The organism is Marinomonas foliarum, from assembly GCF_003337275.1.
GTDB lineage: Bacteria > Pseudomonadota > Gammaproteobacteria > Pseudomonadales > Marinomonadaceae > Marinomonas > Marinomonas foliarum.
In genome coordinates this window covers 58,385-78,811 of the sequence record NZ_QPJQ01000007.1, presented here as the reverse complement: position 1 = coordinate 78,811, position 20,427 = coordinate 58,385, and the positions used below count along the sequence as shown (strand labels likewise).

Annotated in this window: 20 protein-coding genes; 13 read left to right on the top strand and 7 right to left on the bottom strand. The window is 44.5% G+C overall.

Going from position 1 to position 20,427, the window contains the following annotated elements:
• Window positions 1-40 precede the first annotated feature (40 nt).
• The 7 genes from hutH (at window position 41) to DFP77_RS05465 (ending at window position 5,931) form a co-directional block, all read left to right on the top strand.
• Entirely contained in the window at window positions 41-1,576 is a 1,536-nt protein-coding gene (gene hutH, locus DFP77_RS05495) for a histidine ammonia-lyase (protein ID WP_114411277.1), read from the top strand.
• 32 nt (window positions 1,577-1,608) lie between these two features.
• Window positions 1,609-2,829, top strand: a complete 1,221-nt coding sequence (gene hutI, locus DFP77_RS05490) for an imidazolonepropionase (RefSeq protein ID WP_114411276.1) — start codon at window positions 1,609-1,611, stop codon at window positions 2,827-2,829.
• Window positions 2,830-2,840: 11 nt separating this feature from the next.
• Complete coding sequence (hutG, locus tag DFP77_RS05485; RefSeq protein WP_114411275.1) at window positions 2,841-3,656, top strand: N-formylglutamate deformylase; 816 nt, start codon at window positions 2,841-2,843, stop codon at window positions 3,654-3,656.
• A gap of 249 nt (window positions 3,657-3,905) precedes the next feature.
• Window positions 3,906-4,223: a type II toxin-antitoxin system RelE/ParE family toxin gene (locus tag DFP77_RS05480; RefSeq protein WP_114411274.1), complete on the top strand. Its 318-nt coding sequence runs from the start codon at window positions 3,906-3,908 to the stop codon at window positions 4,221-4,223.
• Window positions 4,220-4,510 (top strand): NadS family protein, encoded by a 291-nt coding sequence (nadS, locus tag DFP77_RS05475; protein ID WP_114411273.1) that lies wholly within the window; start codon window positions 4,220-4,222, stop codon window positions 4,508-4,510. Before DFP77_RS05480 ends, nadS begins: the two co-directional genes overlap by 4 nt.
• A gap of 29 nt (window positions 4,511-4,539) precedes the next feature.
• Window positions 4,540-5,307: a DUF4393 domain-containing protein gene (locus tag DFP77_RS05470; protein WP_114411272.1), complete on the top strand. Its 768-nt coding sequence runs from the start codon at window positions 4,540-4,542 to the stop codon at window positions 5,305-5,307.
• 84 nt (window positions 5,308-5,391) lie between these two features.
• A complete protein-coding gene (locus DFP77_RS05465) occupies window positions 5,392-5,931 on the top strand; it encodes a cysteine hydrolase family protein (RefSeq protein WP_114411271.1) in 540 nt (179 codons plus the stop codon).
• Window positions 5,932-6,009: 78 nt separating this feature from the next.
• On the opposite strand, the gene DFP77_RS05460 is transcribed toward DFP77_RS05465, so the two are convergent.
• Entirely contained in the window at window positions 6,010-6,666 is a 657-nt protein-coding gene (locus DFP77_RS05460; protein ID WP_114411270.1) for an NAD(P)H-dependent oxidoreductase, read from the bottom strand.
• Between the two features lie 175 nt (window positions 6,667-6,841).
• On the opposite strand from DFP77_RS05460, the gene DFP77_RS05455 reads away from it, so the two are divergent.
• Together DFP77_RS05455 and DFP77_RS05450 are read left to right on the top strand one after the other, a co-directional pair.
• Window positions 6,842-7,792 (top strand): LysR family transcriptional regulator, encoded by a 951-nt coding sequence (locus DFP77_RS05455; RefSeq protein WP_114411269.1) that lies wholly within the window; start codon window positions 6,842-6,844, stop codon window positions 7,790-7,792.
• A 102-nt stretch (window positions 7,793-7,894) separates the two neighbouring features.
• Entirely contained in the window at window positions 7,895-9,130 is a 1,236-nt protein-coding gene (locus tag DFP77_RS05450; RefSeq protein WP_114411268.1) for an NAD(P)/FAD-dependent oxidoreductase, read from the top strand.
• A 66-nt stretch (window positions 9,131-9,196) separates the two neighbouring features.
• Here the strand turns inward: DFP77_RS05450 and DFP77_RS05445 are convergent, their stop codons facing one another.
• The 4 genes from DFP77_RS05445 to msrA form a co-directional block, all read right to left on the bottom strand.
• Complete coding sequence (locus DFP77_RS05445; protein ID WP_114411267.1) at window positions 9,197-9,721, bottom strand: peroxiredoxin; 525 nt, start codon at window positions 9,719-9,721, stop codon at window positions 9,197-9,199.
• A 45-nt stretch (window positions 9,722-9,766) separates the two neighbouring features.
• The gene (gene nfsA, locus DFP77_RS05440; protein ID WP_181858497.1) at window positions 9,767-10,504 is read right to left on the bottom strand and encodes an oxygen-insensitive NADPH nitroreductase; all 738 of its coding nucleotides are present in this window, start codon (window positions 10,502-10,504) and stop codon (window positions 9,767-9,769) included.
• Window positions 10,505-10,651: 147 nt separating this feature from the next.
• Window positions 10,652-11,218 (bottom strand): porin family protein, encoded by a 567-nt coding sequence (locus DFP77_RS05435; RefSeq protein ID WP_114411265.1) that lies wholly within the window; start codon window positions 11,216-11,218, stop codon window positions 10,652-10,654.
• Between the two features lie 292 nt (window positions 11,219-11,510).
• On the bottom strand, window positions 11,511-12,137 hold the full coding sequence (gene msrA, locus DFP77_RS05430; protein ID WP_114411264.1) for a peptide-methionine (S)-S-oxide reductase MsrA: 627 nt from the start codon (window positions 12,135-12,137) through the stop codon (window positions 11,511-11,513).
• A 284-nt stretch (window positions 12,138-12,421) separates the two neighbouring features.
• On the opposite strand from msrA, the gene DFP77_RS05425 reads away from it, so the two are divergent.
• The 4 genes from DFP77_RS05425 to DFP77_RS05410 all read left to right on the top strand — a co-directional run bounded on the left by DFP77_RS05425 (window position 12,422) and on the right by DFP77_RS05410 (window position 16,053).
• Complete coding sequence (locus DFP77_RS05425; protein WP_114411263.1) at window positions 12,422-13,198, top strand: ferredoxin--NADP reductase; 777 nt, start codon at window positions 12,422-12,424, stop codon at window positions 13,196-13,198.
• 44 nt (window positions 13,199-13,242) lie between these two features.
• Window positions 13,243-14,106 carry a glutathione-dependent disulfide-bond oxidoreductase gene (yghU, locus tag DFP77_RS05420; RefSeq protein WP_114411262.1) on the top strand — a complete coding sequence of 288 codons (864 nt, stop codon included), beginning with the start codon at window positions 13,243-13,245 and terminating at the stop codon, window positions 14,104-14,106.
• Window positions 14,107-14,311: 205 nt separating this feature from the next.
• Window positions 14,312-15,364, top strand: a complete 1,053-nt coding sequence (locus DFP77_RS05415; RefSeq protein WP_114411261.1) for a stealth family protein — start codon at window positions 14,312-14,314, stop codon at window positions 15,362-15,364.
• Between the two features lie 98 nt (window positions 15,365-15,462).
• Window positions 15,463-16,053 carry an HD domain-containing protein gene (locus DFP77_RS05410; protein ID WP_114411260.1) on the top strand — a complete coding sequence of 197 codons (591 nt, stop codon included), beginning with the start codon at window positions 15,463-15,465 and terminating at the stop codon, window positions 16,051-16,053.
• A gap of 111 nt (window positions 16,054-16,164) precedes the next feature.
• Here the strand turns inward: DFP77_RS05410 and aphA are convergent, their stop codons facing one another.
• Both aphA and ileS read right to left on the bottom strand, forming a co-directional pair.
• Window positions 16,165-16,875 carry an acid phosphatase AphA gene (gene aphA, locus DFP77_RS05405; protein ID WP_114411259.1) on the bottom strand — a complete coding sequence of 237 codons (711 nt, stop codon included), beginning with the start codon at window positions 16,873-16,875 and terminating at the stop codon, window positions 16,165-16,167.
• Window positions 16,876-17,068: 193 nt separating this feature from the next.
• On the bottom strand, window positions 17,069-20,239 hold the full coding sequence (gene ileS, locus DFP77_RS05400) for an isoleucine--tRNA ligase (protein ID WP_114411258.1): 3,171 nt from the start codon (window positions 20,237-20,239) through the stop codon (window positions 17,069-17,071).
• Window positions 20,240-20,427: the final 188 nt, after the last annotated feature.

The window sequence follows — 20,427 nt, the reverse complement described above, 5'->3', positions numbered from 1 at the left end:
AATAATATTGCAGAACATCGCTTAGAAACTGGAGATCACCATGTTTGAATTGACCATAAAACCAGGCCAATTGACGCTAAACGAATTGCGTCAAATCAGCCGTCGTCACGTTAAATTAGCCCTAGACGAAAGCGCTTTCCCTGCGATTCATGCCAGCACACAAGTTGTTAATGATGTGATTGCACAAAATCGCACGGTATACGGTATTAACACAGGTTTTGGTTTGTTGGCGAACACGCGTATCGCGCCAGAAGATTTAGACGAGTTACAACGCAGTATCGTACTGTCTCATGCAGCGGGCATCGGTCAGCTAATGGAAGACACAACCGTCAAATTGATTATGGCGCTGAAAGTAAACAGCCTTGCCCGTGGTTTCTCTGGTATTCGTCTTGAAGTGATTCAAGCGTTGCTGACCTTGATTAATAAAGAAGTGTATCCATGCATTCCTAAAAAAGGTTCGGTAGGCGCGTCGGGTGATTTAGCGCCGTTGGCACATATGAGTACTGTTTTGCTGGGTGAAGGTAAAGCTCGCTACCGTGGTGAAGTGATTTCTGGTCAAGCGGCTTTGTCTATCGCAGGGTTAGAGCCAATCGCTCTTGCGCCAAAAGAAGGTTTGGCGCTACTAAACGGCACGCAAGCTTCTACCGCATTTGCCTTAGAAGGTTTGTTCGAAGCGGAAGATTTATTCGCCTCTGCCATTGTTTGTGGTTCTTTGTCTGTGGAAGCGGCGTTAGGTAGCCGTAGTCCATTTGACGCGCGTATTCATGAAGTGCGCGGGCATCAAACGCAAATGGATGCCGCGGCAGCGTATCGTCACCTATTAGGGGAAACATCAGAGTTGGGCGATTCTCACCAAGGTTGTGAGAAAGTCCAAGATCCGTACTCACTACGTTGCCAACCGCAAGTTATGGGGGCGTGCCTAGAGCAAATTCGCAGCACTGCAAAAGTCTTGTGTGTGGAAGCGAACTCAGTATCGGACAACCCATTAGTATTTGCTGCGGAAGGCGACATCATTTCTGGCGGTAATTTCCATGCAGAGCCTGTCGCTATGGCGGCAGATAACCTTGCTTTGGCGATTGCTGAAATTGGTAGTTTGTCAGAACGTCGTATGGCGTTGTTGATCGACAGTAACTTGAGCAAACTGCCTCCGTTTCTAGTAGACAATGGCGGTGTAAACTCTGGGTTCATGATTGCGCAAGTAACGGCAGCGGCATTGGCGAGCGAGAATAAAACCTACGCGCACCCTGCGTCTGTTGATAGTTTGCCGACTTCGGCGAACCAAGAAGACCACGTTTCTATGGCGACCTTCGCAGCGCGCCGCTTGAAAGACATGGCGGAAAATACCCGCGGTATCTTAGCAGTGGAAATTCTGTCTGCGGTACAAGGTTTGGACTTCCGCGCACCATTGAAATCCAGCAAACGTCTAGAAAACGCTCGTGCGACATTGCGTGCTCGTGTGCCTTTCTATGATAAAGACCGTTACTTCGCGCCAGATATCGAAAAGGCCAATGAATTGCTATTAGAAGCGGTGCATAACGAGACGATGCCAGAAGGGCTATTGCCTAGTATTAAATAGCCAAGTTTAGTGGTTTAAGAAAAGGAAAAGCTATGACAAACGATACTCCAATGAAGTTAGACAGTTTATGGCGCAACGCGCACGTGGCGACCATGGTAAATGGTCGTTATAGCGTGATTGAAAACGCAGCGATAGGCGTCGTTGGTGGCTGTATTGCTTGGATTGGCGAAGCACATGACCTGCCAGCCTATGAGGCTCAGGCTGAACATGATTTAGGCGGTGGTTGGGTTACACCGGGTTTGATCGATTGTCACACGCACCTTGTGTTCGGCGGCAACCGCGCAGGTGAATTCGAACAACGGTTGAATGGCGTAAGTTATCAAGAAATCGCCAAGCAGGGCGGCGGTATCGCTTCCTCTGTGAAAGCCACTCGTGACGCCAGCGAAGTGGAGTTAATCGCTAGCGCTTCTCGTCGTCTGAAAAGCTTAATAGCCGATGGTGTGACCACAGTTGAGATCAAATCTGGTTATGGTTTGTCCCTCGATTCAGAATTGAAAATGCTTAGCGTAGCGACGGAATTAGGAAAGCAATTTCCCGTGACGGTAAAACGTACTTGTTTGGCAGCACATGCCATGCCGCCAGAATATGACGATAAAGACGCGTACATTGATTACCTTTGCGAAACAGTGTTACCAAAAGTCGCGGAATTGGGCGTAGCTGATGCTGTAGATGCCTTTTGCGAAGGCATTGCCTTTAGCACCGAGCAAGTGGCGCGCTATTTTAAAACCGCAGAGTCATTGGGCTTGCCGGTGAAAATCCATGCGGAGCAATTGTCTTCTTTAGGTGGCACTTCTATGGCATCGTCGTTCAAGGCGTTGTCGGCGGATCATATTGAATTTATTGAAGAATCAGACGTAAAAGCCATGGCGGATTCCGGCACGGTTGCCGTGTTATTGCCGGGGGCGTTTTTTACACTAAAAGAAACTCAACGTCCGCCGATCGCCTTGCTGCGCCAATATGGCGTGCCGATGGCAATTGCCACGGATGCAAACCCCGGAACATCGCCTGCATTGTCGCTTCGACTGATGATGAACATGGCGTGTACCTTGTTCGCACTGACGCCAGAAGAGTCTTTGGCGGGTGCGACAATTCATGCAGCAAAAGCATTGGGAATGGAAGAGTCTCATGGTAGCTTAGAAGTGGGTAAAGTTGCTGACTTTGTGTGCTGGGATGTAGAAAGCCCAGGCGAGTTAAGCTATTGGCTTGGCGGCAACCTAGTAAAAAATAGAATCTATGAAGGCAAAAGTAGTTAAGAGGAAACATAATGACAACGCATGACGTATTAACCGTACCGGCATTTGATTTTATTCAGGGCGATTCGCCTTTGCTGGTCAGCATGCCGCATTCTGGTTTGAACTTAACGGCTGAGGTACAAGCTGGATTGACAGATCAAGCTAAAAAACTGCCGGATACGGATTGGTTCATTCCTGAGCTTTATGATTTTTTGGAGTCATTGGGGGTGGGCTTTATCAAGGCAAATTACTCCCGTTATGTTATTGACCTTAATCGTCCCTATGATGACAAGCCACTTTACGCGACGAAAACCACGGGTCTGTTCCCCGACATTTTATTCGAAGACACGCCTGTTTTTGCTGAAGGTAAAGCACCAAGTGACGAGCATAAAACCTTTTGCAAAGAGCATATTTGGAAACCCTATCACGGCACGATTGAGCAAGAACTCGCGCGACTCAAAGCCAAATTTGGCTATGCTATCTTGTTCGATGCCCACAGTATCGCAGCGGAAGTGCCTATGCTATTTGAAGGCACGCTGCCGGACTTTAACTGGGGCACCAACGAAGGCAAAGCCTGCAACGAAGTCCTTGCTAATGCCGTCACACAAATACTGCGCCCAAACTACACGCAAGTGCTTAATGGGCGTTTTAAAGGCGGCTACATTACTCGTCATTTCGGCCAGCCTGATAACAACATTCACGCGATCCAACTCGAACTTTCTCAAGCAACGTACTTAAATGATGAGTTGGCAAAACAGTCAGAATATCAATTGGATGAAAAGAAACAGCCATTGATTACACAGCAGCTGAAAGACGTGATTGAGGCTTGTCAGCACGTTCGTTTTTAATCTCAGCTGTTAATGGTTTAAGAATCCCCATGTTGTGAAAACGGCATGGGGATTTTTTTGCGATACGATATCTAGCCTCTTTTTTCTTGACGATAGTGCAATGGAGCGTCATCGTTGTTTTATCAAACTTTATAGGAAAAGGAATTCTTATATGTTCAAAAGCTATGCTTTAGCGTCTTCTGCTTCTATTTATTGTTGCTCAATTATTAATCGACAAATTACGCCAATGGCGTATAATTTGGTGATGTTATGGTAATTGTTGAAACGCCCATTTTCACCAAACTCATCAATGAAATAATGAGTGACGATGAATATAAAGAGTTGCAGGAAGCTTTGGTTATTAAGCCCGATCTTGGTGTGTTGATTAAAAGCAGTGGCGGTTTAAGGAAAGTTCGTTGGTCTGTGGATGGTCGTGGGAAAAGGGGTGGTGTACGAGTCATCTATTACTGGATGACAGAGAATGAACAACTTTACATGATGTATATTTTTCCCAAAAATGCACAAGACAACTTAACCGATGTGCAAACCAAAGCGTTAAGACAAATTGTAGAAAGGTGGTCACTATGAATGACGACATGTTTAATGAGCTACTTGAAAGCGTGCAACAAGCAGATAGCATTATAAAAGGCCAAAGCACAGCTGCTCGAATCACGGAATTTGCAGACCCAGAAGTGAAGGCAATTCGCACTAAAACAGGTTTGAGTCAAATTCGTTTTGCTAACCTACTTGGTGTAAGCAAGCGTACGTTAGAAAACTGGGAGCAAGGTCGTCGTCATCCAACTGGACCAGCTCGCGCCTTACTTAAAATCGTCGATGCTGATCCAGAGTATGCCCTAAAAGCGCTGCATGGTTAGTTTTAATAGTTATTTCTGGAGATGGCAAAATGGACGATATGGATACAGCGATTAAAGTTGCAAAAGAACTAGGAATTAAAGAGATTGCTCCTAAGGTCTATGAAGATTTACTACAGCCCTCTGTGCAAGAACTTGGTCAAGGACTTGTGGTTGTTGCTAAAGCTATTTCTGTTTCATTAGCTCCACTTGAAGCAACTGTTTGGGGGTATGAGCGTATAAAGGAGTGGCTATCCATCAAATTGACAAAGAAATTAGCAAGTAAAGATCCTTCTACCTTGCAAACGCCACCTTTAATTGTTGCTGGACCAGCTTTAATGAATTTGGCTTTCGCATATGACGAGGCTGGTTTGAGAGAGATGTATGTGAATTTACTTGCTACTTCTATGGATAAATTTGAGTCAGAGAAGGCTCATCCTTCTTATGTACAAATTATTCAGCAGCTAAGTTCCGATGAAGCCAAAATTCTTGGTGGCTTAAAAGACTTTGACCTAACAACTACAATTTTTTATTACAATGATAATGAGTCAATAGATAGCAACTCAAAAACTATTTCGAGCCAATTTAAGTTGCTTTGTTATTCGGTTGGGGTTTCTAATATTAGTCAGTCAGATACATATTTAGATAATCTCATTCGGCTTCGTATTCTTGCTGAAACTAAAAGTACAGAAGCGCGATATGTATCTGCTGGAGGCGATTGTTCGGGTACTTGGGAGGCTCATATTTCTCAAGACTATTCAGATATAATTGAGTTTACTGAATACGGATATGATTTTGTTAAGGTGTGTTTGGGCTATTAAAAATAGGTGTTTTTTTGTTATATGAGAGTGTTTTTTATTGATATTTAATCCTGTCATGATTCTTGTGTACAAAGGAGGAGCCTTATGAAATCCGCCATTCTGATCATTGATGTACAAAGTATCTTATTCGATCCAGTCCCTCGGCCATTTGATGCGGATCGTGTTGTTGAGCGAATAAATCGTGTCACATCGTGGGGACGTACTAACGATGTTGCGGTGATCTATGTGCAGCATGAACTAGCAGGTTCTGAGATTGAGTTCGGTTCCATTGGTTGGCAGTTGCAGGCTGGTTTGAAGGTAGAAGAGGGTGATGAGTTTATACGTAAGACTACGCCGGATTCTTTTTTGCGAACGGATTTAGAAACCCTTTTAAAGCAACATGGTGTTGAGCATCTGATTGTCTGTGGTTATGCCTCCGAGTTTTGTGTCGATACTACAGTCAGACGCGCGGCAGGCTTGGGTTATTCGGTTGAATTAGTGTCTGATGCGCATACTACTCACGATAAACCTCATGCCAGTGCTGAGCAGGTTCGAACACATCACAATGCTACTTTGCCGAACATATCGAGCTTTGGTGTCAAGATATCATCACTAACGACACAAGAACTGGTTTCTTCAAAGTAAAATTTTTCTTTAAAAAAGACATATAAAAAAAGAGCAAGTTACTTTCATGGCTTGCTCTTTTTGCTTTTTAAATAAGCTTTAAAGTACGGTTACTACTTCTTTCATTGCTAGACGCGATTTAGGCAATGCGGCGTTGTAGTCTTCGTCTTTGTGGTGATAACCGATCGCGAGTGCGACGTCGCATTGGTAGCCTTCCAGTTCTGCACTGAAGATTTCTCCGATCAATTCTGGGTCAACACCTTCCATAGGCGTGGAGTCAATACCAAGGCGAGCGGCTGTATGCATAACATTACCAAGTGCGATGTAAGTTTGTGACTTTGTCCATGCTGCGTTGTTACCGTTTTCGTCCATGTTCATTTCTGCAAACACAAAACCGCCAAAAGCTTGCTCTCTGTTTTCGGGTTTGGTGCGGCCATCTTCAATGCCTTTATCCACCACATTTGCGTAGTCTTCACGGCTGTAGTGAGTTTTGTGTGCAAATAAAATAATGTGCGAAGCGCCTTTAGCGTGTTTTTGGTTGAACTGGAATTTGTTCGCAAAAGTATCGTGGAAGCGTTGTTTTGCTGCGTCGCTTTCAATCACGATAAATTTCCACGGTTGCGAGTTAATAGAAGAAGGCGATAGGCGCATTGCTTCGTAGATAACCTCTAAGTCAGCTTGAGAAATTTTCTTCGTAGCATCGTAATGTTTTGCCGTATGACGGTTTTTTAGATCGGTAATAATCTGGTGTGACATCTTCTTTCTCCAAAATAAGTAAAAGCGCTTGGCACCCTGGAAAGCTAGAGGCGCTAAATTCAATGGCGCTATAGTAACGAGACTTTACTGAATGAAAAACAGGGTTTTTATTGAATTATTATCAAATATTAATTGATAATAAGCGGTGTTTTTCTTATCCAATAGGGGCTAATTCATGCAACTTGAAGATCTTCGAGTCGTTCTTAAGGTCGCGGAGTTTCGCAGTATTACGGCTGCAGCCACGCATTTAGACATGCAAATGGCGACAGCGAGCGCCGCTGTTAAGCGAATAGAGGCTGCGCTTGGTGTCGAGTTGTTTGTGCGTACTACGCGCCATCTACGACTTTCTAGTGCGGGCGAGCGTTACTTGCCCCAGTGTATTTCTGCTATGTCTATGTTGGATCAAGCAAAACAAACTATTCATAATGATCTGGATATTATTAGTGGTGAAATTCGCTTAGCTGTTTCGTCTGACTTGGGGCGCAATATCGCGATTCCTTGGGTGGATGACTTTATGGTGCAACATCCAAAAGTGACACTGCGGGCACATATTAGCGACAGCAATGTCGATTTTTATCGGGATGCGTTGGATATTGCCCTGCGTTATGGTGCACCAGCAGACTCAAATGTCTATGGCTTTAAAATTTGTAACGTACCGCGTTTATTGGTAGCCAGCCCAAGTTACTTGGAATTACAGAATGCACCGAAACACCCTAAAGATTTGCTCAATCACCAAGGTTTGTTTTATCAGCTGCAAAATATTTTGAACGATACATGGCACTTCTCTGGTAACGAGTCTGGGGCAGATAAGACTTACAAGGTTAAGCCTAAAGCCTATTGTGCGGCGAACGATGGCGACTTAGTGAGGCGTTGGTGTGTGGCAGGAAAAGGGGTAGCGGTTAAATCCTCTTTGGAAATAGCTAATGATTTGCTTGCTGGTCGCGTAGTGCCCTTGTTGACAGATTATAACATCCCACAAGGTGAACTTTGGTTGATTTGTCCAAGTCGCCAGTCTATTACGCCAACGGTGCGTTTATTGCGAGATATGTTTCGTGAGCGCACCAAAGCACTTTTGATGCAATTAGTCGAGCGAGGCTTTTTACACAAAAACGTTCTGGCTGATTAAGGCTATTGATAAATCAGTGAATCTCTTACTGCGTCATTGGGTAAAATTGCTATAGTGATGAGAGAAGATTGTTTTTTATTGGAATGATGTCGAGGAAGGAATATGGCAGAGTTTCTTGTGTTGGGCGCAGGAATGGTTGGGGTGAGCAGTGCCTTGGCGTTGCAGGCAAGAGGTCATCAGGTGACTGTCGTTGACCGTACTTGTGCAGGGTTAGAAACCAGTTATGGCAACGCTGGTATGATCCAAGTAGAAGCGGCCGAGCCCTATGCGTTACCAAGAGATATGGTGACGCTGTTTAAATATGCGCTGGAAATAAGTAATGACGTAACTTGGAAAATGAGCGGAGCGTTACCTATGCTGCCTGCTTTATGGTCGTATTTTCGTCATTCGTCACCCGAAAAACACGCTAAGGTTTCTCGTGTGCATTCCCAATTGACGATTCGTTCCACGGCAGATCATGCCCCTTTAATTCGTGACTCTGAGTCTGAGCATTTGATCTCTCGCTGCGGTCTGGTTATGTTGCACAGAGACGATGCCGAGTTTGAAAAAGCCTCTAAAAAAGCCAGTTTTTTGCTTAGTGAATACGGTGTCACCTCGAATGTTTATGACGGCAAAAGCTATATGAAAGAAGAGCCTGCGCTGAAAAAAACGCCAGCAGGCGCAGTGCATTATACGCAAAGCTGGAGTTGCTCTTCGCCAGGAGGGTTAACCGAAGCCTACAGTGATTTATTTGTTAAACGAGGCGGTCGTTTTGTCACGGGTGATGCCAGTACCTTTCAGCATACATCGAAGGGTTGGCAAATACTTACCAGTGAGGGGGAAGTTAAGGCCGAGCAAGTGGTCGTAGCACTTGGTCCTTGGTCGCCAGAGTTATTAAAGCGTTTTGGTTATCGAATCCCGATGGTGTACAAGCGTGGCTATCACGGCCATTTTAATGCGCCTAAAACACTGCTGCGGCCATTTCTCGATGTGGCAAATGGTGTGCTGGCAGCGCCCATGGTAAAAGGATTAAGAGTGACAACAGGCGCGGCTTTGGTACCACTTAATGCTCCAATGGACACTAGACAGCTTGAACGTGGGGCCGCGGCGCTTAATGACATGATTGATTTAGGCGAGCAAGTAGAAGAGCCTCAATGGATGGGTACGCGTCCTTGTATGCCAGACATGCTGCCACTTGTGGGTGAAGCACCAAACCATAAAGGCTTGTGGTTTCATTTTGGGCATGGTCATCAAGGTTTCACGCTTGGTCCGACAACATCACAGTTATTAGTTCAAGCGATCGAAGGCGAGAAAAGTGAACTGTTAGATGCTCTTTCACCTGCTGATCGTCTGTCATGAGTACAAAAAAAGCAGACGTTTTTTCAAACGTCTGCTTTTTATTGGCTAATTCATTAACTCTTCGAATTAGTTGCTTTTCAAGTAGTTCAACATGGTGTCGGCATCAGATACTTCAAACGGATCACTTGGTGCGTCGTCTTGGAAGCCAGCTTCAGAGAATACTTTTTTGATGGCGCCATTTTCAACAAGCATAGAATAACGCCAGCTGCGCATGCCAAAACCGAGGTTGTCTTTTTTGACAAGCATGCCCATTTGACGAGTGAAGTCACCGTTGCCGTCAGGTAAAAGGAAAACGTTTTTTGCGTTTTGGCTTTTGCCCCACTGGAACATAACGAATGCATCGTTTACAGAGACACAAATTACCGCATCAACGCCTTGCGCTTTGAATTCTTCGTAAAGCTCTTCATAGCGAGGTAGATGAGACGTTGAACAAGTTGGTGTAAATGCGCCTGGTAAAGAGAAAACAACGACTTTTTTGTTGTTGAATAAGTCTGCAGTAGTAACGTCTTTCCATTCAAATGGGTTTGGCCCGCCTAATTCTTCGTTGCGAATACGAGTTTTAAAGACAACATTAGGTACATTAGAGATCATGTTCTTTCCTTTCCTTTAGAGAGTTAACAGTTGATTGATTACATATTAGCGTTTCAAAAAGCCACGCTTCTGTAAAAAGCTTAGCATATGTTCGCGTTTCTTTTTCTGTACAGCTGCGGCGGTTTGTTCTGACCAATTACTGCTTTTCTGATTATCGCCACGGCTCTGGTAGTATTTTTGCATTTGAGCATCGTAAGCTTTTACATCTTGAGCGCAGCGGTTGTTGTCATAGCTGTCCCTATGAAGGATAACATCCACTGGTAAGCGTGGTTTTAGATCCGGTTGCGCGTCAGGATAGCCAAGGCAAAGGCCGAAAATTGGATAGACTTGGTCTGGCAAGTTTAGCAGTTCAGCGACTTGTTCTGGGTCGTTGCGAATACCACCAATAAATACAGCACCAAGGCCAACGGATTCGGCGCCTAGCATTAGGTTCTGCGCAAAAAACGTTGCATCAGTTGTCGCTGCGATGAAATGTTCCGTATTTCCTTCTAGTTCACCTAAGCCTTGTTCTAAGCTGCAATGTTCTACACGAGTCAGGTCCGCACAAATTACCAAAAACTCCGCCGCCGATCCCACCCATTTTTGACCGCCAGCAAGCGTGGCAATTTTCTGGCGATTGTCTTTGTTAGTTACTTGGATAAGTGAATATGCCTGAATAAAGCTTGAAGAGGCTGCACCTTGTGCAGACTGAATGAGTTGCTTTAGTAATGCCTCATCGATAGCCTTGTTTGTGTATTGGCGGATAGATTTGTGGTTGGTTTGGGCTTGTAGAATGGGGTTCATAATTAGCATCTTGTCAAAAAACGATGCATAGATATTAGAGGCATAGTCTTTTAGGGTAAAGACTATGTTGCTGAGATAAAGAGGAGATATAAAGAAAAGGCTTACTCAATTGAGTAAGCCTTTTCTTATGCTGGTGGACGCACTTTTTTAGAAGCGGTATTCAGCACCGACACTAGCTTGGTTGAAGTCTGTTTCGAATTTAGAATCAGAGCTGACGTTATCCGCGTTTAGATCGACGTCATACCAAGTGTATTGCGCATTTAATAACAAGTTTTCTGTTACGTTAAAGTTAATACCGGCACCAGCGAACAAGCTTCTATCGTCTGAGCTGCCTTTGATAGAAGCGACATCGTAGTCTGTTTCGTGCCAAAGTTGACCAGCTTTAACAAACAACTCAGTCGTTTGAGTAATCGGCAAGGTGCCTTTTAGGGCGGCGGTATAACCTGTTGTTGATGCGCTAGCCGCACTGCCGCCATATTTACCAAAATCAATGTAGCTACCTTCTAGTGCTAGGAAGGAATTAAATCGATAACCGACAATGCCTTGTACTACATCGTTGTTATCGTCGAAGTCGTCATCGCTGTCTACTTTCAGGTAGCCATAGTTACCACCTACATAAAGACCACTGTCGTTTGACATATCTTCCGCTTTTACTGCGGCACTGAATGATGTGATGGCAATACTGCTGGCGATGATTGGAATGAATTTTTTCATAGTAAAACTCCTTTTCGTTAATTAAAAGAACTCCGCGAGTTGAGTATCCAATGTGGTGTATGACAGACAGAAAGGCTAGGATTTCGCCGCTACTTACCTATTTGCTTCAATTTCTATGCGCTTAACGTAGGTTAAAAACGCTTTGTTGATAGTACGAAAAGGCAGAATGGATTTTGAACAGGTCGTAATCGATTGGTGAGCATGCTGGAATAGATGAATGAGATAGATGGCAAAAAAAATGAGGAGGGATGAAAGAACTCAGCCTAAAATAGGCTGAGTTCTTTTTACTTTTTTAATGGTATTTCTTACTAGCGACTTCGCCCCATAAATCTTCAATACGACTGTCACGACCACAGCTTGCGCGATAGTAAGCGTAGCGAATCGGGTTCTTTGTATAGTAGCTCTGATGGTATTCCTCTGCTGGGTAAAACTTTTTGGCAGGTAGAATCTCGGTCACAATATCGTCTTTAAAGGGTTTTGACTTTTCTACTTTTGCCAAAGAGGCTTCAAAAACCGCTTTTTGTTTGTCATCTTGGTAAAACATCGCTGTCTTGTAGGGTGAGCCTTTGTCACAAAATTGGCCTGCGGCATCGGTTGGGTCGATGGTTTTCCAGTAATAATCTGCTAATGCTTTTAGTGAAACCACGTCATCATCAAAATTGATCACGACGGCTTCAAAATGGCCTGTCTTTCCTGAGGATACTTGTTTATAGGTTGGGTTGTCGGTGTGGCCTCCTATGTAACCGGAGACAACATCGCTGACGCCTTGGACTAATTCAACATCAGATTCTACACACCAGAAGCAGCCGCCAGCGACTATCATGGTTTGTGGTGCGGCTTGGGATAGACTACTAAAAGTAGCAGCTCCAGTAAGCAGCAGTAAACCAAAGGTGTTACTGAATAAATGTCGAGTTTTCATGTCGGGTGTCCTTATTATCATGTGAGCGCGCCTGTTCTATGGCGCGGTTAGCAATGAAAGTGTTGCTGTATCTTTATCTTTGACGTATAGCAGAACACTTTTCTTACAATGAATTTTACCTTCCTACTTCTTAACGTATTTGCTGTCCATTTGGATGACATACTAACCATACTATTGTTATCTATATATGCTTAGCATATTAAAGTCATTTAAAATATCGATTAAGTGAATATAAGAACGTGCTGTATTATGCAGTGAAATCAGATTATTTAATTGGAGGGATCATGAGTGCATTTGTTACTGAGCGTGTATTAAGCGTTCACCATTGGGATGAAAATCTCTTCAGCTTTAAAGTCACACGCAACCCCAGCCTGCGTTTTGATAATGGTCAGTTTGTTATGATCGGCTTAGAAACAGAAGCGCGTCCTTTGATGCGAGCTTACAGTATCGCTAGCCCTAACTATGAAGAGCATTTAGAGTTTTTTAGTATCAAAGTACCCAATGGACCACTGACTTCACGCTTACAGCATTTAAAGGTTGGTGATGATGTTTTGGTTAGCCGCAAACCAACTGGTACCTTGGTAACTCGTGACTTGCATCCGGGTAAAAACTTGTATTTGTTGTCTACTGGCACAGGTTTAGCGCCTTTTTTAAGTGTTATCCAAGATTTTGATGCCTACGAGCAGTACGAAAAAATTGTATTGATTCATGGTGTTCGCCATGTAAGTGAATTGGCATATGCTGACTTTATTGAAAAAGAATTACCTGAAAATGAATTCTTTGGTGAGCAAGTAAGAGACAAGCTAATCTATTACCCAACCGTGACTCGTGAACCGTTTCGTAATCAAGGACGTCTGACAGATTTGATTCGCAGTGGTAAGCTAGCAGAAGATATTGGCTTGCCTCAGTTGAACCCAATGACTGATCGAGTCATGATTTGTGGTAGCCCAAGTATGCTTAAAGACACGTCAACCATGCTTGATGAACTTGGTTTTACAGAATCACCAAAGATTGGTGTGCCAGGGGATTATGTAATCGAGCGAGCTTTTGTTGAGCATTAATTGCGAGAGTGACTTTTCGCTGACTAAGAATTTTAGGAGATGTTATGAGTTCAGACTCTATTAAAAATGAAGAGTACGTTCCACCAAAAGTATGGCAATGGGATGCAGAAAGCGGTGGCAAGTTTGCTAGCATAAATCGTCCTATATCCGGAGCGACCCACGAAAAAGTGTTGCCAGTAGGCAAACATTCACTTCAGCTGCATTCCCTAGCGACGCCGAATGGCCAGAAAGTCACCATCATGCTGGAAGAGCTATTGGCGCTAGGAATCAGTGCTGCTGAATACGATGCTTATTTGATTAACATCGGCGAAGGTAATCAATTTGGTTCAGGCTTTGTTGAAATCAATCCTAACTCAAAAATCCCTGCCTTGATGGATCACGATACGACGCCACCGACTCGCGTCTTTGAGTCTGGTTCTATCCTGCAATATTTAGCGGAAAAGTTTGATGCGCTAGTGCCAAAAGATCTAGCGGCAAAAACAGAATGTCGTAACTGGTTGTTCTGGCAAATGGGTTCTGCACCATATCTAGGCGGTGGTTTCGGTCACTTTTATGCGTATGCGCCGACTAAAATGCAATACCCGATCGATCGCTTTACCATGGAAACCAAGCGTCAGTTGGATGTGTTGGATAAGCAATTAGCCAATAACATTTTCATGGCAGGCGAAGAATACTCAATCGCGGATATCGCGATTTGGCCTTGGTATGGCAATTTAGTGTTGGGTAACTTGTACGATGCCGCAGAGTTTCTTGATGTTACTAGCTACAAAAACGTGCTGCGTTGGGCGAAAGCAATCGAGCAACGTCCAGCGGTTCAGCGTGGACGCATTGTGAATAAGTCTTTTGGTGATGGCGCTCAGCTCCAAGAACGTCATTCCGCTGCGGATTTTGACGGTCTTGCTGAGTAAAACATAACGCAGGAATTGAGTGTTTTAAAAGAGACAAGCTATCCAATAGCTTGTCTCTTTTTATATATTTGAGAGCAAGCTTTTCTTAATAAGTATAAAATTGCGCTGAAAGCGCATGTGATTGAACGATGATCCGATAAAAAAGCCTTGAATGACATCCTCATGCTGAACCTCCGCTACCCACACCTAAGAGACATCGACTGAAATGCTAAGCAATGTAAACGAACTCCAGCTTGAACCAATTGATGCTGTCATCACTTGGGTCGATGGAAACTCTGCGAAACACCGTCAGAAACGACAAAAATACATGGCAATGGAGTTATTGCCATTAAATGAAAATGCGTCGAATCCTCATAGATGGGTGTGTAACGATGAAATTTTGTACTGCATCCAATCAATCGAAAACCATGCTCCTTGGATAGGTAAAATCTGGATTGTTGTTGATGATGAGGGGCCAGATCTATCAAGCCTTTCTGAAAGCATTAGAGCCAAGGTGCATCTTGCTTATCACGCGGAAATCTTTGCTGGATTCACGCATGTTTTACCCACCTTTAATTCTTTGACCATTGAGAGCATGTTATGGCGAATAGAAGGGCTGAGTGAGCGATTCATCTACTTTAATGACGACGTGTTCTTGGCCGCGCCATTAAAACCGACTGATGTGTTTGATGGGCTAGCGCCTGTTTTACGAGGCAAATGGGCGGATTTTAGTAAGCGGATTAGCGGCACTGAAGCACGCGTTGATCCCGCGAAATTTCATTACTTTATGCAGGCGAATGCGGCTAAAATTATTGGGATTCCGGCTTCTGAGTTGTTCTCTGCTGCCCATGTCGTCCATCCTTTTCTACGTTCAAAGATGGCCGAATTGTTTGCTCGCTATCCCGATGAGTTCCTCAATAATATTAAATACAGATTTCGAAACTTAGCTCAATTTTTCCCACAGGGACTGCATAACCATGCCTGTATATTGAATAAGGAAGCCAAGCTTAGCGCCGAAGATGACCACCTTCATATCTCTAGCGGATATGGGAAAGGGAAACCGCTTACGGACACTCTAGCGATACTCAGCAGAGCAACAGACCCTGACATCAAATTTCTATGCGTTAATGACCTTCCTCAGCTGGTAGAAATTATCCCAAATGCTGCAGAATGGATAGCTCTGGCAGTTGGCGGATTCCCAGTACAAACTAAAAATACAACAATGGAGATGTTGGGTCTGCAATTAGAGGAAGTGATGACTAATCAGGCAGAAGCATGATGCTACTACTTGGAGGCTAGTTTTGAAACTTAGGGTCGATTTTTATAGCTACTTAGGTACTCTTGACCAAACATCAATAATTCAGGTGAAGGTATTGCATGTCAGATCAACTTAACGATACAGCCATCGAGCAGCAACTCGATTTTTTGCGTGAAATAGACATACTGAAGTCTGTCATCCGTAAATCGCCATTGATTGATCAATCTCGCAGAGAAAACTCCGCCGAGCATTCTTGGCATTTAGCCATGTATGCCTTAATCCTAAAGGACTGTTCGGATAAAGAAATCAATATAGACCGTGTGATTAAGATGCTCTTGATCCATGACATTGTTGAGATCGACGCGGGTGATCACCCAATTCACGAAACCTCGGACAACACTGCTCAAGAAGAGGCAGAACAAAAAGCCGCAGAGCGTATTTTTGGTTTATTGCCAACGTCACAAGGCGAAGAACTCAAAGCCTTTTGGTACGAATTTGAAACGGCAGAAAGCAACGACGCTGTATTTGCCAAATCCCTAGATCGTCTACAGCCACTGATTCATAACGTCGCCACCGAGGGTGGCACTTGGGGCGAAGGTAATGTCAGTCACGAACAAGTTAAGCAACGCTATGGTTCAGTGATTAGCGCGGGTTCAAAGAGAATCTGGAGCCTAGTGCAAAAGTTGGTGAGCCAGCATTTTCAGCGATAGATCCCGCTGCCTTGCATTCGTGTGCTGATATTTGCCAATAGTAGAAAGCAGTAAAAAGCCGAAAACTCAATTTTCGGCTTTTTATCATTTGACGCTAATAAAGAGAATAGCTTAGTACTGAGAGTCTTTTAGTACTCGCTCACCATAGATGCCATTCTTAGGAATGGGTTTGTAGCTAGAGTTCGCCGCGCGCATTACTCGAATGCCTTCTGCGCCAGCATTACGAGCTGAAATAATGTCACCATCGGCATCGCCATAGTACATTTTGATGTCATTCTCTTTGATGTACTTGGTTTTTGTGTATTCAGTACGGCTTGATCCTGCAAATATGACATCATGCATATCTTTGATATCAAAAGCCTTTTTCAAATACTCTGTAGTGAAATTACAATCAGAACCGGTACGACCAGTGATGAAATAAATGCTATCACCACGTTCTTGGTGCATAGCAATCAACTCTTTAGCAATGTTCTTAGGCATGCTGAACGCATCCCAGCCACAATTCGCCTTATCCCAAAAATCTTGATTCGATAGGTAAGAATAACCATTTGGCGAGAACTCTTGCTGGCCACGATAAAAAACCGGCGTGCTGAACAAGCTAGTGTCATCAATATCTAAACCAACGGCAAAAGGTGCTTTGCCTTGCAGTTCCTTCTTGATATCCGCAACAGAAATCATCTTCACATCTGCTGGCATGCCCGCCGTAGTCATATCAATGGTGGAATAGCCTTTATGAGTACCAGGTGTTTTTGGATCCGCGTTAGCAGATAAACTAGCGACACAAGTCAGTGCAAGTGTTATCGAGCGTAAAGTATGGTTCACAGTGTTCCCTATAGGTTTCATTGTTAAAAACGGGCGTATCTTATCGCTAAAGTTTATGACTTTCTATCTTCTTGTTTTGGTTAGAAAGAATCTGCGAATGAGGTTGCTTAGATAGACTGACTTCTTACCAAGGAACAGGCTTCATCGATCTACTGGTAAGAAAGGGAACCAATAGACCGATGTTTTCGCTTTATTATTTACTGCTTAGCTCAACAACGACGTTTACCTCGCCTAAATCGGTGCTCAAGCGTGAGCCCGATTCAGATACCTTGGTAAAACTCAACGTATTAGCCAAGGTTTCTGTCTTGATGTAATCGAGGTGATGCTGGCACCAATGAGCCAGTACGTCACTCGCTTCGATACTAATGTCGATGCGATCCAATACCTTGTAGCCCTGTTGTTTACGCATTTTCTGAATGTGGCTAACAATTTCTCGCATGGCGCCTTCCGCCACCAATTCCTCTGTCAGTTCTGGGTCGATGCTGATCGACACAAAACGGTTGGACGTGGTGTGCGTACCCGCTTTGGCTTGACGATAGACGTGAATCTCTTCTTGGTTAAATACTTGCCCATCCACCTCGATTTGCCCGTGAGTTTCTAGATGCTCCAGCTCTTGCTCATTGAGTTGCGCAATACGTGCTGCATAGTATTTCATTTGCTTGCCAAGGCGTTTGCCTAAAACTGGGAAATTCGCTTTAGCGTAGAAGTCGATGTAGTCATTTTCCTGTTGGCTAAAGAGTATGTCTTTGATGTTCAGCTCGGTTTGAATGTAATCCGTCAAACGAGCGATGTCGTTTAGTACCTTAGCCTCTTTATGCAATACGGTCAGAGATTTGAGAGGTGTTTTTAGTTTAATTTTCAAATCGTTACGCAGTTGGCGGCCCATTACCAAGATGTGCTGAACACGAGCGACACTGGCTTCTAACTTTTCGTCTTTTAACGCCGCATTTGCCGTGGGGTAGTCGCATAAATGCACTGACTCTGGCCTTTCGTTAGCGGAAAAAGGCAACAGCTCTTGGTATAAATGCTCCGCAAGAAACGGTGTAAAAGGCGCCATTAACCTGCTGAATGTATCCAAACAAGAGTACAAAGTGTGATAAGCCTGCTGTTTGTCTTCATTCATTTCTTTTTGCCAAAAGCGGGCTCGATTCAAACGGATATAGCCATTGGTGAGATCTTCGATAAACTCAAAGAGCGCTGGCACCACGTTATAGAGATGGTAGGCTTGCATCTCCTGATTGACCTTGGTTGTTAAGGTTTGCAGGCGAGACAATATCCACTGGTCCAAGATGTTATCAGAGGATTTGTCCGATCCTGAGTCTTGCCATTGATCGATCTCGGCGTAGGTCGAGAAGAAGCGAAAACCATTGAGCCAAGGCAACAACACCTGACGCACCATGTCTTGTACGCCAGCATCAGAAAAACGTTGCTCTTCCGCCTTTACCAAGCCTGAGTTGATCAAATATAGACGCAAAGCATCCGCCCCATAGTGCTCCATCAGAGTATCAGGGGGCGTGTAGTTTTTGAGGCGTTTGGACATCTTTTTGCCATCTTCTGCCATCACTATGCCATTGACGATAACGTTTTTAAACGCTGGTCGCCCGAACAAACATTGGCTGAGAACTTGTAAGGTATAAAACCAGCCCCGTGTTTGATCCACCCCTTCGGCGATAAACGCAGCTGGGAAGTTACGTTCAAATTGCTCTTTATTTTCAAAGGGGTAGTGCACTTGTCCATAAGGCATGGCACCGGACTCAAACCAGCAGTCGAATACTTCCGTAATGCGTCGATAGGTGCCTGGTTCCTTTGGAAGGGAGAAAGTCAGTTCATCAACATGATCACGATGCAAATCGTCGACGGTTACGCCAGTGTAGTTTTTTAACTCTTCTATAGAGCCAAGACACAAATGCTTTCCTGTTGTATCGTTTACCCAGATTGGCAGCGGAGTACCCCAATAGCGGTTACGCGATACCGACCAATCGATTGCACCTTCTAACCATTTTCCCATTCGGCCTTGTTGGATATGCTCTGGTACCCAATTGATCTGATCGTTGTTGGCTTGTAGCTCGGCACGCATTTGCTCTACCTTGATGTACCAAGAGGGCACAGAACGGTAGATGATGGGCGTATCGGAGCGAGGGCAAAAAGGATAACTATGGGTGATGGTTTCCTGACGGTACAAAAGATCACGCGCTTTTAATGTTTGAATGATGGCTTTATCGGCCTCTTTCACATACAAGTTCTCGAAGTCAGTCACTTCATGGGTGAAGCGGCCACGGCTGTCCAAAGGGCAAACTGAGGCATTTAGACCATTGGCCTTGCAGACGCGGTTATCGTCTTCACCAAAGGCGGGAGCCATGTGAACAATGCCTGTACCACTGCCAGTCGAGACAAAATTATCGGCAAATACATGGAAAGCGCCGGACGCATTCAAGTGGCTAAAATAGGGGAAAAGCGGTTCATAGCGTTTACCACTCAAGTCGGCTCCCACAACTCTATCAAGCACCTCTACATCATGGCCCTTGCACACAGATTCTAGTTGCGCCTCGGCGAGCCAAAGGGTTTGGTTGATAGTGGTATCATGGACTTTGACATAAGGAATGTCTGGACCAACACACAGGGCAAGGTTTGAAGGCAGTGTCCAAGGTGTGGTTGTCCAAGCGGCAAAATAGGCGTCTTCCTCTACGAGTTTAAACAACACTGTGACCGCAGGGTCTTGAACGTCCTTGTAGTTAGAACTGGCTTCAAAGTTGGATAATACGGTTTCCAGCTCAGTGGAATAGGCGATAACTTTGTCCCCTTGGTAGACGAGCCCTTTGTCCCACAATTGTTTGAAGACCCACCAAACGGACTCCATGTACCAAGGCTCCATGGTGCGATAATCGTTGTCAAAATCTACCCAGCGGCCAAGGCGCGTGATGGTCTTTTCCCACTCGCTGGCATAACGCTGAACAATGCCACGGCATTCCGCGTTGTAACGGGCGATACCCAGCGATTCAACCGCTTCTTTGGCGGACATACCAAGGGATTTATCGATTTCATGCTCGATGGGCAAACCATGACAATCCCAACCAAAACGCCGCTCTACATGGAATCCTTTCATCGTAAAGTAACGCGGGATGATGTCTTTGATGGTTGATGCCACCAGATGACCATGATGGGGCAACCCCGTTGCAAACGGTGGCCCATCGTAAAACACATAGTCAGGCTTATGTTTCGAAGCGGCAAGAGAGCGCTTAAAAATCTGTTTGTCCTGCCAAAATGTCAGCACAGCATGTTCAGCATCCACGAACGAAAAACGCTCGGATGCAGAGGGATTGTCAGCCTCAGGGGCTAAATGCGAAGGGGAGTCTTGAGTACTCATATCGGCTTCCTGTTAAAACCCAAGAAGCAGAAAAAAGAAACCCGCCTCTTGGGCGGGTTTGCTTTATTTACTCAACAACGAACCCACCACTCCTAGGAATGATGATAATAATTCGTTGCTGAGTAAGGGATACGTTTTTCATAGCTCTATTTTTACCTTTGATCAGAATGACAGTCAAGTGTGGTTGA